Source organism: Bacillus sp. A01H, assembly GCF_045277205.1.
In the GTDB taxonomy this organism is placed as follows: Bacteria; Bacillota; Bacilli; order Bacillales; family Bacillaceae_G; genus Bacillus_A; species Bacillus_A paranthracis.
In genome coordinates this window covers 2,337,257-2,352,618 of sequence record NZ_CP117702.1, presented here as the reverse complement: position 1 = coordinate 2,352,618, position 15,362 = coordinate 2,337,257, and the positions used below count along the sequence as shown (strand labels likewise).

At 33.9% G+C, this 15,362-nt stretch carries 14 protein-coding genes; 3 read left to right on the top strand and 11 right to left on the bottom strand.

Translation table 11 applies throughout. The features are described from left to right. Positions 1-2: 2 nt before the first annotated feature. The 6 genes from dhbB to PSR14_RS12350 all read right to left on the bottom strand — a co-directional run bounded on the left by dhbB (position 3) and on the right by PSR14_RS12350 (position 7,030). Positions 3-890, bottom strand: coding sequence for an isochorismatase (gene dhbB / locus PSR14_RS12375; protein ID WP_001007245.1), 888 nt, complete (start codon positions 888-890; stop codon positions 3-5). A 24-nt stretch (positions 891-914) separates the two neighbouring features. Then, positions 915-2,531 carry a (2,3-dihydroxybenzoyl)adenylate synthase gene (locus PSR14_RS12370; protein WP_000955343.1) on the bottom strand — a complete coding sequence of 539 codons (1,617 nt, stop codon included), beginning with the start codon at positions 2,529-2,531 and terminating at the stop codon, positions 915-917. 12 nt (positions 2,532-2,543) lie between these two features. Next, complete coding sequence (gene dhbC / locus PSR14_RS12365; protein ID WP_000657802.1) at positions 2,544-3,743, bottom strand: isochorismate synthase DhbC; 1,200 nt, start codon at positions 3,741-3,743, stop codon at positions 2,544-2,546. Positions 3,744-3,769: 26 nt separating this feature from the next. Next, positions 3,770-4,540, bottom strand: a complete 771-nt coding sequence (dhbA, locus tag PSR14_RS12360) for a 2,3-dihydro-2,3-dihydroxybenzoate dehydrogenase (RefSeq protein WP_001048422.1) — start codon at positions 4,538-4,540, stop codon at positions 3,770-3,772. Positions 4,541-5,162: 622 nt separating this feature from the next. Beyond that, the gene (locus PSR14_RS12355) at positions 5,163-6,365 is read right to left on the bottom strand and encodes an OFA family MFS transporter (RefSeq protein WP_000748916.1); all 1,203 of its coding nucleotides are present in this window, start codon (positions 6,363-6,365) and stop codon (positions 5,163-5,165) included. Positions 6,366-6,712: 347 nt separating this feature from the next. Beyond that, the gene (locus tag PSR14_RS12350; protein ID WP_000627294.1) at positions 6,713-7,030 is read right to left on the bottom strand and encodes a hypothetical protein; all 318 of its coding nucleotides are present in this window, start codon (positions 7,028-7,030) and stop codon (positions 6,713-6,715) included. A 546-nt stretch (positions 7,031-7,576) separates the two neighbouring features. On the opposite strand from PSR14_RS12350, the gene PSR14_RS12345 reads away from it, so the two are divergent. Then, complete coding sequence (locus PSR14_RS12345; protein WP_000646792.1) at positions 7,577-7,762, top strand: YkvS family protein; 186 nt, start codon at positions 7,577-7,579, stop codon at positions 7,760-7,762. A gap of 58 nt (positions 7,763-7,820) precedes the next feature. Here PSR14_RS12345 and PSR14_RS12340 read toward each other — a convergent pair whose 3' ends face one another. After that, positions 7,821-8,120 (bottom strand): helix-turn-helix transcriptional regulator, encoded by a 300-nt coding sequence (locus PSR14_RS12340; protein ID WP_000214794.1) that lies wholly within the window; start codon positions 8,118-8,120, stop codon positions 7,821-7,823. Positions 8,121-8,447: 327 nt separating this feature from the next. Between PSR14_RS12340 and PSR14_RS12335 the strand changes: the two genes are divergently transcribed. After that, entirely contained in the window at positions 8,448-8,621 is a 174-nt protein-coding gene (locus PSR14_RS12335) for a hypothetical protein (RefSeq protein ID WP_001142747.1), read from the top strand. Positions 8,622-8,843: 222 nt separating this feature from the next. On the opposite strand, the gene PSR14_RS12330 is transcribed toward PSR14_RS12335, so the two are convergent. From PSR14_RS12330 to PSR14_RS12315, 4 genes are all read right to left on the bottom strand, one after another. Then, positions 8,844-11,933: an AAA family ATPase gene (locus PSR14_RS12330; RefSeq protein WP_001247429.1), complete on the bottom strand. Its 3,090-nt coding sequence runs from the start codon at positions 11,931-11,933 to the stop codon at positions 8,844-8,846. Further along, a complete protein-coding gene (locus tag PSR14_RS12325) occupies positions 11,930-13,087 on the bottom strand; it encodes an exonuclease SbcCD subunit D (RefSeq protein WP_000765138.1) in 1,158 nt (385 codons plus the stop codon). The genes PSR14_RS12330 and PSR14_RS12325 overlap by 4 nt, the downstream gene beginning before the upstream one ends. Positions 13,088-13,102: 15 nt before the next feature. Beyond that, positions 13,103-13,342: a DUF2584 domain-containing protein gene (locus tag PSR14_RS12320; RefSeq protein WP_000667348.1), complete on the bottom strand. Its 240-nt coding sequence runs from the start codon at positions 13,340-13,342 to the stop codon at positions 13,103-13,105. Between the two features lie 184 nt (positions 13,343-13,526). After that, on the bottom strand, positions 13,527-13,784 hold the full coding sequence (locus PSR14_RS12315; RefSeq protein WP_001145041.1) for a hypothetical protein: 258 nt from the start codon (positions 13,782-13,784) through the stop codon (positions 13,527-13,529). A 316-nt stretch (positions 13,785-14,100) separates the two neighbouring features. Here PSR14_RS12315 and PSR14_RS12310 point away from each other — a divergent pair, with 316 nt between their 5' ends. Further along, entirely contained in the window at positions 14,101-15,156 is a 1,056-nt protein-coding gene (locus PSR14_RS12310) for an enoyl-CoA hydratase/isomerase family protein (protein ID WP_000134898.1), read from the top strand. Positions 15,157-15,362 lie beyond the last annotated feature (206 nt).

The following is a 15,362-nucleotide window of genomic DNA, read 5'->3' as shown; positions in this document are numbered from 1 at the left end:
TATTAAAGTACACGTTCTGTTTGCAGAGATAATAAGCGATGCCAATCAACAACTGTTGGGTTCTCTGCTAAATCCGCAAAAGTAATCTCCTTTCCTTCGCGACGCCACTTCTCTACTAAACTCATAATTCTGACCGAATCAAGTCCTCTATTTAATAAATCTTCATCAGTCCCAACACTCTCTACTGGTTCACGAAGTAATTGTGCAACTAGTTCATGTACTTTTTGTAAAGTGATTTCATCATCATCTTTTAAACCTTGTAACTCTGTTAACAAACTATTAGTTGATGTCGTTACTGCACATCTATTTGACGCATACTCCAACGCTTGTTTATGATGTTCTAGTGAAAAATCAGCAACTGCATCCGCTACAAAGAACGGCTGAATTCCATCCATAAATGCTTCACAAGCTGTTAAAAGGCAGCCAATATGCGCATAAATACCGCAAATAATGAGTTGATCTCTTCCTTGTTCATTTAAAATTTCTAATAGATTTGTCTTTTTAAATGCACTATATCTCCATTTTGTTAAGAATATATCATCCTCATCAGGAGTAAGTTCATCGACAATTTTCTTTTTATCTGGTCCAGCAGGAATACCGTCCCCCCAAAAATCTTGTAATAACCCTCGTTGTTCTAGTGTTTGTCCACCCGGTTGCGCTGTATAAACAACTGGTATACCAAGTTCCTTACATTTTTCTCTTATCACCTTAATATTTGAAATGAGTTCTACTTTCGGTGACTCTTTATCGCTATATGCATCAAGAAAATATTCTTGCATGTCATGGATTAGAAGAACCGCACGTTTCGGATCTGGTTTCCAATCCACTTTATTTTTTGGTAGTTCTGATTCAATTGGCATTTTATATACTGAAATAGATGGGATAGCCATCTAATCACTTCCTTCCGGTTTTTATTATTGTTTTACTGTAATAAGTTTTTCAGCAATGACTTTACGTAGTTCTTTTTTGCTTACCTTTCCAACGCCTGTTTGCGGGAATGATTCAATAAATTCAATTCGATCTGGAATCTTATAAGCTGCTATACCACGCTCTCTTAAAAATTTTTTTAATTCACTTACTGCCGGAGCTTGTCCGCGAGCTATAACAAATGCACAAGTACGTTCTCCTAAATAATCGTCAGGCATAGATACAATCGCTACATCATGTACTGCAACATGTGCTAATAGATGATTTTCAACTTCTTCCGCGGCAACTTTCTCACCACCACGATTAATTTGATCTTTATCTCTTCCTTCTACAATGATGTAACCTTGTTCATTTACTTTCACAAGATCTCCTGTGCGATAAAATCCATCCTTTGTAAACGATTGTGCATTATGCTCTTCTGCTTTATAATAACCACGAATTGTATATGGCCCTCTTGTTAATAAACTACCTACTTCGCCAGGTTTTACATCGTTGTCATTTTCATCAACAACTCGTACTTCATCGAGTGCAGACATTGGTCTACCTTGTGTATAAATAATAATTTCTTCCGGATCATCTAATCTTGTATAGTTCACTAATCCTTCCGCCATACCGAATACTTGCTGTAATGTACATCCAAATGTAGGGCGTATACGTTTTGCAACTTCAGCACTAAATTTCGCGCCACCTACTTGAATCACTTCTAGACTCGATAAATCGTTATTACGTGAAGATGCAGCATCAAGCCATATCATTGCTAATGGTGGTACGAGAGCAGTAATCGTAACTTTTTCTTTTTCAATAAGTGCAAATGCCTCATCTGGACTACCTCCAGTTGCCAGCACTACTTTTCCACCCGCATAGAAAGTTCCAAATGTTCCAGGAGAGCTCATCGGGTAATTATGTGCTACTGGAAGAACGGCCATATAGACACTCTTTGCACTTAAATTACAAATTTCAGCGCTAACACGTAAACTATAAATATAATCATCATGCGTTCGAGGAATTAATTTAGAAAGTCCTGTTGTCCCTCCTGATAATTGGAGAAACGCAACATCACTTGGCTGAACTTCTGGTAATGGAACGGGATCTATATATAAATCACTTATGTTCACAAATTCTTCTTCTTCTCCCACTACAATTACATGTTGTAAAGTTGGCACTTTCTCTTTCACTTCTCTTGCTAGTTTTCGATAATCAAAACCGAGAGCTTTATCTGAAATAACGTAAGCACTCGCCTCACCAAACTCACAAAAATAACTAATTTCACTGCTTCGATGTGAAGGTAATGCAAAAACAGGAAGTGCCCCAATTCGAAATAGTGCAAAACATACTTCGAAAAACTCAATAACGTTAGGTAGCTGGATTACAACTCGATCCTCTTGCTTTATTCCTAAATTCAGTAGCCCTGAAGCTAATCGATCTACTTTTTTATCAAACTCACTATACGTAATATGCGTATTACCACTTACAACTGCAATTTGATCGCCATATTTTTCAGCTCGCTCTCTTAACATCCCGCCAAATGTTTCCCCAAGCCAACACCCTTCCTCTCGATAACGATCAGCAAATTCTTTTGGCCATTTTGTATAACCTGTTAGCATTCTTTCTGCCCCCTACTTTTCATTAAGTGAACTATCATTTAATCCTAATGCTTTCAACATTGTTTGGAACTTAGCTGATGTTTCTGCTAATTCATCTTCTGGTTTTGACTCAGCAACAACGCCCGCTCCTGCATATAAACGGAGTGTATTTTCTTGTACTTCAGCACAACGAATTGTAACAATCCATTCACCGTCTCCATTTAAATCACTCCACCCTAGCATTCCTGTAAAGAATTCACGGTCAAATGGCTCAATTTTTTGAATCGCCTCTCTCGCTTCTTCCATCGGTGTGCCGCAAACTGCTGGCGTCGGATGAAGAGCAATTGCTAATTCCAAAGAAGTAGTATTCGGATCCTTTAGTTCACCTTTCACTTCAGTAGATAAATGCCACATCGCTTCACTATGAATAACGGATGGCTTTTCCGGAACATGTAATGTATGACAGTACGGACGAAGCGCTGCAGCAACTGCTTCTACTACTACCGCATGTTCATGTAAATCTTTTGGAGAAGAAAGTAATTCCTCTGCTCTTCTCTTATCTTCAGCTGAATCCTCACTACGTGGCCTTGAACCAGCTAACGGATTAGAAATAACTTGCATACCATTACGTGAGACGAGTAATTCAGGGCTCGCTCCAATTAACGTCTTACTACTCTCATTTTCATCTTTCGATACATTCACAGCAAATGTATATCCATGCTTATTATGCGCTGCTAATTCTCGAAGAAGTTTTTGCTTATCAATCTTTTCGGAAGAATTAACATCTAACGATCTGGATAGAACGATTTTTTTTAAATCCCCGCCCTTTATTTTTGCAATTCCTTGCTTCACACCATTCATATACACTTCAGGCGCTGGCATTGACGTCATTTCGAATGTTACGTTCTCATTTGTTTCAAACTGATTTGTTGTATTCAATTGTAAACGCTCAGAAATTCTGCTATATTCTGGTACGATAAGTTGAACTTCTTTTCTACGATCAAATGGCAAGGCACCGACGACGATAGGATTCGGATTTCCTGCTTGTTTTGCATTACGTAACACTGCTTGTACAAGCTCTGGAAAACTTTCAATTTCATGATGCTTTACTGTAGTAAACTCTCCTTCTGCTAATATCGTTCGAGTTGGTGAAGCGAAAAAGAATGAAGATTCAGTCTTATAATCTTCTAGTAATTTTTCTGACAGTTCCTTTACAGCCGTAAATTCCTTCATTGTATAGTAACCCCCTGAATTTTTTATTAAACGCCTAATGTAGCTCCGCCATCAACACATAAATTATGCATTGTAATATGACTAGCTTTATCTGAAGCTAAAAACAATACTGCTTCAGCAATTTCTGAAGGCTGTGCAATTTTTTGTAACGGTATACCGAGTCTATATGTACTTTGAGAACCAGCAATTATATTTTTTTCTCCATTCTCATCAGCCCATAGTAACCTTTGCATTTCAGTTTCAGTAGAACCTGGAGAAACTACGTTACAGCGAATGTTATACGCTGCAAGTTCTAATCCTAAACATTTCATAAACATCGTCGTAGCAGCTTTTGATGCAGCATATGCAGCCATCTCCATTCTCGGCGTATTTGCTGCATTTGAACCAACTGTAACAATTGCCCCTGACTTTCTTTGCATCATATGTTTACTTACTGCTCGGGACATATAGAAAACTCCTGTAGAATTTACAGAAAACGTTTTATTCCAATCTTCATCACTTAACGAGTGAATCGCTCCCATACGTAAAACCCCTGCAACATTTACTAATATATCTATTGGCGCTATTTCATTTTCAATATCATTTACCATCTGTTCAACTGCGGTACTATCACTCACATCTAAGCAAAACGTTTTCAAATGTATTTCATTTAAGAGTTCGTTTAATCCCTCTTCATTTTGATCAACCGCAATAACTGTAGCTCCTCTTTCTAAAAACATTTTAGCAACAACACTACCTATACCTTGAGCTGCACCTGTTACTAAAACAGTTTTCCCATCAAATTCCCCTAAGTTCATTTCCTCTATCCTTTCATTTAAAAATCAATCTAATTAAACAAATAATGATAATGATTATCATTATCGATGTAAAAAATAATACACTTACTAAACTAATTGGTCAAGTGTACTTTTCATTAAAATATTATTCATTGATAATGTTTTTCATTTAATGTTCTTACACCGAAATGATAATCTTTCTCAATAAACTTGTCAACCTATTTTTATTTTTCAGATAAAAACTTTAGTGCTTTTCAATACAATTACATCTAAAAGTATTAATAAACACTTACATTAATACTTTAATTCTTACTCCTCTTTGTAAAAATTGAAGATGATAAACTGAAGGTCTCTTCAGTTACAAAGCCTTAACAAAAAGTCGAACATTTATTTTCTCAATATTTGTCTGAAAATATATCTTGCAAACATCAATTCATATTTTCTTTATTATTTAAGATTTAATACATATTTCGAATACGATGTATCGATTTATTATATTCCAATATAATCCAAACGGATATTTCACTCACTTTTATATCAAAAAAAATAAAAAGTAATTTAACCTTGTTAAAATAACTCAAAAAAGCACCCTATTTAACAGGATGCTTTTTCGTAACTATAGTGTTATAGAAGATTTATATACTTATGCTACGCTGCGATACGCTTCTTCTTGTTCTTTTTTCTGTTTAGGTGCTCGAATTAAAATTGCGATAATGAATGACACGACACATAGTACGCCAATCACCATAAAGGTTGGTTTGAATCCACCTAGAAGTGCACCGATAAAGGAACCTGCAAGCGCTCCAAATCCAAATCCTTGATACACAATTCCGTAATTCTTACTATGGTTTTTCATACCGAAGAAATCACCAACAATAGCTGGGAAAATAGTAATATTTCCACCAAAACAAAACGCTACACTTGCTACACATACGAAGTAGATACCGTAATTCAAATCTACGAAACTTAGAACTAATACCGAACTCGCCATAACCACAAAAGTACCCGTAACGATTTTTAAACGACCAATTTTATCTGATAACGGTCCTAGAATAATACGACCTAATGTGTTAAATATTGCAACCATAGCCACCGCATTAGCTGCTGTCGCTGCACTAAGCCCTACAAGTTGAACACCAATGTCTTTTACCATACCAATTAAGTATAAGCCACTCATACATGATGTAAATAACATGATGAATAATAAGTATACTTGTTTTGTGCCTAACATTTCTTTCATTGTATATTCATGAGTGTTTGTTTCCTGAACTGCACCTTGATCAGCAGCTTGATGGATTAAACAAGCTCCAAGGACAATCATAGCTGTAACAATTAAACCCCAATATATAAACGCTTGCGATACACCAACGGAATCGATTAACTTTGCATTTATATATTTGAAAATTAAGCTACCTGTACCATATGCAGCTACAGATATACCAGAGATTAAACCTTTACGTTCAGGGAACCACTTAATTAAATTAGATAGTGAAGTAATATAAGCTGTACCATCTGCGTAACCTACAACAACTCCTGCTAGTATATAAAGCAATATTAACGAAGAAGCTTGTGAACTAAGTACTAATCCTAGTCCTAATGCTAGTCCAGCTATCATAATAAGTTTACGAAGTCCCCATTTTTCTTGCAATTTACTTGCAAATAAAGTTGAAAATGCTAAGGAAAGACTAGTAATTGAGAAAGTTATCGCAACCGCGTTAAGACTCCAACCGTATTTACTAACTAAAGGCTGATTGAATAAACTCCATGTATATATCGTTCCAAGTCCCATTTGAACTATTACTGTACCAAGGACAACAAGCCATGGATTAACCTTTGATTTTTTCATACCTTTCCGCCTCCTCTTTCTATTTCAATGCTTTTCGCTAAGTCTTGTTTTTTTATGTTCATTTTGGTCATCTCTTTTGATTTAACACCCTCATTGTATAAGATGTTTTCAGTTATGTAAGCACTTACAAGACAAGGCGTCAAAAACATGGAATCAGTTACAGAAAACGAAGGATGAAATACAAAAAAATGTTTTTTAAATACGTAATAGTTGTTCATATTGTTTTGTATAAGTTAAATTTACATATGTTTTTGAATCCTTTTTTCAATAGTAAAACAATAAAACCGTCTCTTTAATAAACATTAAAGAGACGGTTTTATTAAATTAATTCATAAGCCTGACTTTCTTTATACATTTATAATTGTTTCTTCAAATGTAATAATTGGCTCTACAAATTCCATCATAATGAAAGCATTTTTAATACGTCTTGTTAAAACTTCTTTTAATTCTGCACACATTTCTTCTGTAAGTGATTTTACAAATACAAAGTTGTGATAATACATCACACTCTTCTCTTTACTTAAAGGATTTAAAAACATCCCCTCTTTTGTAACGAGAGCGTTAGAATGCCCCGCTAAAGTTGAAAGAAATGTCTCTAAAATTTTTATTTCTCTTTTTGAAAATGCTTCTTCACAAACTACTTTAATATTCATTTCTGTTATCATTTATATATTCCCCCAACCATTTTTTCACAAGGGGATACTATTAAATCTTTACACAACTCCCCTTGTCGTTCAAAAAATTCACCAGAAAACTAAGTTGACTAACTTGTTTTTTCCCTTTATTCATATAAATCTCTCCTTTCGTATATATTACTTCTCCATTTGTAATTGATTACCTTTTTATATTGAAGTTTTTCTATGTTTTTAATTGGAATTTCACCAAAAGGGATCTTATTCCTAAACATATATTTTTTTGTACTCCTAAAAAACCCTTACTTATTTACTTTACGTTTTGGGCTACATAGTATTTGTCTTTTAAATAATTTGTTTAGCTGCAGTATATATTACATAGAAATATTGTTTCACTGATGCTGAAAACAATTTACTTTGCTTATAATAAAATATAACTTTTAGCATAGGAGTACTTTATACTCTTCTATTAGACTACAAATATTTTTTTGATAAATAAAACTAAATATTCACTAATATACTTATACGTGGTTTAATATATATAATAAAAAATATTTCTGTCTTTAATGAGGAGGTACTATGAAAGCAAACGTAGGGGATACTATACTTTTTCAACGAAACAATTTAAAGATTACAGGATCTGTATTAAAACTTTATACTGAATCGGTCTTAGTTGAAATTACAAATGTAAGCGGTGGTACTTTTGAATTTGATCGAACAATTGTAAATCATAAAAACTATAAAGTTTTAAATGCAAATACATAAAACAACACAAAATAGCTCCTGCTAAACAGCAGGGGCTATTTTATATAAAAATATTTCACTAGTTTATATACCCTAAAACATTAACAATCTTACTCGCTTTTAAATTGTTAATATGATAATAAATTTCTAAACCTCTTCTCTCTGCTCGTAACACTTTACCCTTCATTTTTGATAAATGTTGTGAAACAGTAGATTGCGGGATGTTCAGTAACTCTGTTAATTGTGTTACATTACAAGTTTTTCTTGTACTTAATTCATTTACAATTTGCAGTCGGATTGGATGCGCCATAATTTTTAAAATATCTACATCTTCTTCTGAAACTAAAGTTTTTTTCATTTCACTCGTATATGTTGTCATAAGACATTCCCCTTTTATATGAATTCCATTTTTATAAGATCTATTTCCAAAATTTTTAAAACCCTCGATTAAAACTTTCATATAGAAATAAAAGGATTTTAAATTTTTGAAAACAGAACTTACATTCACTTTATTTATTTGGTACATATACATAATACAATGTTAATATGTGCTCTATGTGAAGTTCGCATAAATTTGTAATGAAGATTTTTCAAATAATTCACATCTAACTACATATTTCCTCCTAACACTATCCAGTGATTTTAACATATTTTAGGCGTTTGTATATACTATCTACAAAATAAATGTTATTTAGGGGGAATTCAAATGCCTACAATGTTACAAGAAGAAGTTGAAGAAGCGCGCGAAACATATGTCAGTCGTATCATTTTGGTCGGTGGATCGGCTTTATTTTTAGTAGGTGGTGTTATCTCGGCAATTTCGGCTTTTAAAGCTTATAATCGTTTGGAAAATACGCCGTCTTCTACAGATAACTCATAGGTGAATTATCTAATTTTGAATAACAAATAAAGAGGCTGTCCCAAAAGATGCTTTTTAGCCAAAATCGTATAAAAAGTGAAAGGCAGAAATGTTGATTTTATAACATTTCTGCCTTTTCGATTTCATGTGATCTTACTTCGAAAGAGACTTATGAGACAGCCCCTTTATTTTATCAAAAGTTCTATACTAAAGAATCGCAAATAATATGAATTACAATTGAACTTACTTCACCACAAACCGTGTCTGACTACACCCATCCTTCTGCTTCGTTACTTCTAATACAGCTGGCATTGCGTTTTTCAGCTCTTGAACGTGTGAAATGACACCGATAAATCGGCCTGATTTTTGTAAGTCAATTAATGCGTCTACAGCTTTTGTTAATGACTCCTCATCTAATGAACCGAATCCTTCGTCGATAAACATCGTTTCGATGGATATACCACCTTCATATGCTTGAATGACGTCTGCCATTCCGAGCGCTAAGCAAAGCGATGCATTAAATTTCTCGCCGCCAGATAGAGTTTTTACATCGCGTGTTTGGCCTGTGTACGCGTCGTATACATCTAGACCTAATCCACTTTGACGATTTCTCTTTTCAACTCGTTCACTTCGTTTTAAATAAAATTGTCCATTTGATAATTTACGTAATCGTTCGTTTGCAATTTGAACAATTTGTTCTAAATACTCAATTAAGATGTAACGTTCAAATGATATACGGCTTTCGTTATCACCTTTCATTACTTCATATAAGTCAACAAGTTCTTGGAAAGCTTTTTCTTCCTCATGAATTTGCTCATCAATACGTCTAATATTTTCATGTAAATCAGAAATATATGTTACCGCATTTTGCGCACGTTGACGTTTTTCTTTAATGATATCAAGGTTAATTTCTAGATCTTTTATATGTTCACCTAACGCTGTAATATCCATATACTCTTTATCTTTTAATTCACCCTGTAACTCTTCAATTTGTTTTGCAAGTACTTCAAGAGATGAATAATAGCTTTGAATTTCTTTTTGTAACATATCCATCTCGGCATCACTTAATTTCGCTTCTTTATACGTAATTTGATCTGTAAATCCACTCTGTTCAAGCTCTTTCATAAAGCGCGTGAAAGTCTCTTCTTTCTTCGATTTTGCACTTTCAAATTGATTAGAAGCACCTTCCTGTTCTGCTTGAATACGTATATTTTCATTTTGCCAATGTTGATACGCCTCCTGCACTTTCTTCCATTCGTCCTCCATTAATTTGAGCTCATGCATAGCTTGGTCAAACTGGACTTTCCAAGCTTGGACTGTTTGTAAGTTTTCAGGAATGTTTTTCTTATCATGTTCATATGACGTACGAAGCTGCATACAATCCATTTCTATACGGTGCTGTTCTGTTTCTACCTCATGTTTTTGTTTCTGAAGTGCATCTACTTTTTCTTCTATGCTTTTTATTTTCACAGCTGTTTGCTTACGCGTTTCTTCACTTGCTTTTAACGTATTCACTTCAGTTGCTAATTGTTTTCCTTTTTGAACAAGCGCACTATATGTTTCAGCTAATTCTTCTGAGCGATAACCTCGCTTCTTAACCTCTTCTATTACTTGTTCATATTGAAGATGATAGAAATTCCATTTCTCCTCTACTTGCACATGTAATTTTTCAGCAATGTTCTTCTTGTCTCTTAAATCATTTAACTCTTTTTCATTGATGGCATCACTTTGCTCTGAAGCTTTTTTCGGATGGTTCGTGCTGCCACATACTGGACAAGATTCACCATCATGTAGATGAAGAGCTAATATACCAGCTTGTTCACTTAACCAGCGACGTTCCACATTCTCATATGCACGAACTTTCTCTTGCATCTTAATAAATGCAGTTTCTTTTTCTTGCTCGAATTTTTGTTTTTCTTGCCATACGTCATATGCTTGCTTTAAAACTTTTGCATCTTCTCGCATATTCGTTAGTTCTTCTACTTTATCTACATATCGTTCAAGCGCTCGCTCTAATTGCTGTAATTCACCAGACATTAGCTGTTTTTGATTTGTATGCTCTTCTAATTGTCGATCTAAGTTTTGCATACTTTCTTTTAATTTTCCTAGTTGAATTTCTGCATTTTGTAAATTCAACTGTTTCTCAGCTAATGATGCAATAATCGGTTGTAACTCTTCTAATCTTTGAACAAGTTTTTTTGCATTTTCTCTCTCAGGTTCTTTATTCTTTACTGCTTCATATTTCTCCTGAGCAAGTTCAAAATTATTCATTATATTTTCTTTTTTAGCGATAATTTGTTTTAACAAACTTTCAGCTTTCTGCTCATTTTGCATTGCTTCTTCGTACCACTGTTCAAATGGTAATAAGCGCTTCGCTTGTTCCGCACGCTTAAAAGATATTTCTTTCATTTCAATTACTGAACGTTTTTCTTGTAAAGTATTATATTTCTCATTCTTTTGTTGTAAATCTATAAATTTCTCATTTACAGACTTCGCTGCATGAAAACGTGTTTCAGCATCCTTTAATTGCTTCGTTTGAATATCTTGTTCTACTTGTAATTGCTCCACCTCTGCCTTATACGCAGCTGTCTCTTGTTCTAATGCCTCTACTACTTGATGCGTATTTACATGGTCTTGTTCCACTAATGTCTCTAATAATGCTCCATCACGAATTGGTAATTTAAAAACATTACGGAAATATAACTCTCGCTCTTTCTGTTTTTCTTGTAAGACGTCTTTCCATTGTTTTCGTTTTTGGTCAAGTAACTCACGCATTAACTTATAACGATCTGTTTTAAAAATACGACGCAAAATCTCTTCTTTGTTTTCTGTCTCAGATGTTAATAGTTTTCGGAATTCCCCTTGCGGTAACATAACAATTTGGCTAAATTGATGTTTACTTAAACCAATTAAATCTTCTACTTTTTTATTTACATCCGTTACATGGAAACGATCAACAGCCGGAATCTTCTCTTCATCAATTACTTCATATAATTCTACTGCATGTCCCGTAATCGTCTTGTTCCCTTGTTTTTTATGTCCCAGTTGTCGTTTTATTTCATAACGTTTCCCTTTTAACTGAAAGGTTAATTCTACGCTTGTATACACATTATCATCAGCAAATTGACTGCGGAGCATGCTCGTATCACTTCGTTCTTCTCCGCTTGCCTCACCATATAAAACATAACAAATCGCATCAAAAATCGTTGTCTTTCCGGCGCCCGTGTTTCCAGAAATGGCGAAAATACGATGCTCTCCCAAATCGTCAAAATCAATTACTTCTTTCTGTTTATATGGGCCAAATGCCGTCATAATAAGCTGAATCGGTCTCATCCTCGTTCACCTTCCCGTTCTTGCACTGTTTGTAATACTTCTACAAATAGACGTTCTTTCTCTTCTGATAAATCTAAGCCTTTCATTTCTTTATAAAAAGCCTTTAATAATGATAAATCATCCATTTTATGTCTTGAAACAGTTACTTCATTTGACTCAGTGAACTCTCGTCTTTGAATGGCTCTTTCAACATGCATTGCATTTGGATAAACAGAGCGTATTTTTTCCATTGGCTGCAAGACAGGATTTTCATCTAATAATTTTACAAACACGTAATCTTCACTTACTGGATGTTGTAACAATTCATCTATTTTCGCTTCTACTGTTCGCATTTTACGGCGTGGTGTAAGTAACCTTTTTTCAATTGTTACTTCACCTTGCTCGTCCAATTCCACAATATAATATCCTTTTTTATGTTTTTCTTCAGAAATAGAATATGCAAGTGGAGAACCTGAATATCGAATTGTCTCATTACGTACAAAATGCGCTTGATGTAAATGTCCAAGCGCTGTGTAATGAAACTTATCAAAATAATGACTATTCACGTATTCAGCACCACCAATTGAAAGCGGTCGTTCAGCATCACTTGTATTCTCTTCCGCTTCGCCCGCAGAAGTTACAAATGCATGACCAACAAATACATGTCTAGCTTCTTTATCCATCGTTTCAGAAAGCTCATTCATAAAAATACGCATCGCATCATCATGAGAACGTACGTCTTCGTTTTTCAATACATGTCTCACTATGCTTGGATCCGCATAAGGAATGAGATGGAAGTGAACCTCCCCATATTCATCATTTAATATAATTGGCTCATATGGAAATTGAAATTGCCCCACAATAAATAATCCTTGTTTCTTCATTAAACTACTTCCAAAATGAATACGATCTGGACTATCATGGTTTCCTGCGACTGCAATAACTGGTGTTTGTAAATCAATCACTATTTTTTGCAGCACATCATTTAATAAGTCTACTGCTTCCGTAGGTGGAATTGCTCGGTCATATAAATCCCCTGCAATAATTACGGCATCTGGTTTTTCTTCTTCAACAGCTTGTACAAACTGATCTAATACAATCTTTTGATCTTCAGTCATATACACGCCATGAACAAGCTTTCCTAAATGCCAATCGGCTGTATGAAATAACTTCATGGTTTCCTGCTCCTTTTAATTTACTGAATTTAGTGATACAAGTTGATAGTTTATTGTAGTTTTTCCGTTCTCCCATTCTAACTTTTGTATCATTGCACTACCGATTCTTTCTTCATTTGATTTATATAAAGGTAATATTTCTTGAACTGTAAATAAGTGATAACCATCCAATTTTAATTGAAATATGTTTTCTTCTATATGTAATCTTACTTCTTTTTCATTTGAAATAATTTTTGTGTGCATCTCAAATTTCATGATAGATACAACCCCTTTTTCTAATCTCTACACTATTAATAGTATATTGGCTATGCAAGATTGACAAGTAAATACACGGTAAAGTACATACTTTTCTATTGCGATATGTTTTTTTAATTTCACATATAATACGGTATGTGAAATTTTATTCTTTCCAAAAATAAAAATGTCTCATATGACATCTTTATTTTTGGATAAATTCTTTCATTACATAATATAAAACTGTAATGAAAACAATCGCTACAAAAAATGAAAATACTGCAACAATGTACCCATCTTTATTTAATAAAATGCAAAAAGAAATAGATATGATAAAAATCGGAAATACAAGTCGTACTTTATCCTTCACTTCCTCTGTCGTATCTGTATGATGAAAATATTGCGTTATCCCTATCATTAAAGAAGACAAAATAATCACCGACAATAGTAAAGGTACTGGCATTCCGATTTCTCCTTTCTCTATTTCTAATGAAAAGCAATTTTTCTTTCATTATAATCACTTCAAATACTCTTTTCGAAGTGATTATGTACAATTTACACATATATAATAGCGTGTTTATCATGGTAACTTCAAATAATTACAATTACAGTAATGTTGTAATATTCATTTTCAACCTCCAAAATCCTGCAAATATAACTCGTCAAAATATGCAGTGGATAAATTAACATATACCGCCAACTTTAGACAAAATTTATAAAGGACATTTCAGTACGTATAAAGAATTAAGAATAAGAAGATATGTAAGGGAGGATGAATTATGACTGAACACGTTTTATTTTCTGTTAGCGAAAACGGCGTTGCATCAATTACTTTAAACCGCCCAAAAGCACTTAATTCTTTATCTTATGACATGTTGCAACCAATTGGGGCAAAACTGAAAGAGTGGGAACATGATGAGCGAATTGCGCTTATCGTATTAAAAGGAGCTGGCACAAAAGGTTTTTGTGCAGGTGGCGACATTAAAACTCTTTATGAAGCACGTTCAAATGAAGCTGCATTGCAGCATGCGGAACGTTTCTTTGAAGAAGAGTATGAAATTGATACATATATTTATCAATATAAAAAACCGATTATCGCTTGTTTAGATGGAATTGTAATGGGTGGTGGTGTCGGTCTTACAAATGGTGCGAAATACAGAATTGTAACTGAGCGTACGAAATGGGCAATGCCAGAGATGAATATTGGCTTCTTCCCAGACGTCGGTGCTGCTTATTTCTTAAATAAAGCTCCAGGGTATGCCGGCCGCTATGTCGCTTTAACAGCATCTATTTTAAAAGCTTCTGACGTATTATTTATAAACGCTGCTGATTATTTTATTGCATCTGATTCATTACCAAATTTCCTTACTGAACTGGAAAGTGTAAATTGGTCTAAAGAAGATGATGTACATACTCATTTAAAAGAAGTCATTCGTACATTTGCAACTGCTCCAACATTAGAAAGCGAGCTTGCTCCTTCATTAGAAGAAATTAATTCACATTTTGCATTCGATACAATTGAAGAAATTATTCATTCATTAGAGAAAGATCAAAGTTCCTTTTCTTTAAAAGCGAAAGAAACGTTATTATCAAAATCTCCTATTTCACTAAAAGTAACATTAAAACAGTTTATTGATGGACAAAATAAGTCCGTTGAAGAATGTTTCGCTACTGACCTTGTACTTGCTAAAAACTTCATGAGACATGAAGATTTCTTTGAAGGAGTACGATCTGTTGTCGTTGATAAAGACCAAAATCCAAATTATAAATATAAGCAGTTAAGTGATGTTTCAGAAGAAGATGTAAACCGGTTCTTTAACTTACTTAATGCGTAAAGTGAGAATTTAATAAGTAGGGTTTATCTCCCTCTTATTATTAGTAGAAGCAATCGCCCTTTCATACGGGATTAAATTGAGGCTATATAGTCGTATAATTACACGCCTATATAGCCTTTTTCCTATTTAATAAATTTTAATAAAATTTAATTTTATTAAATCGAATTATGTGCTACACTATTTTTAATTAAATATTCTAAAAATAA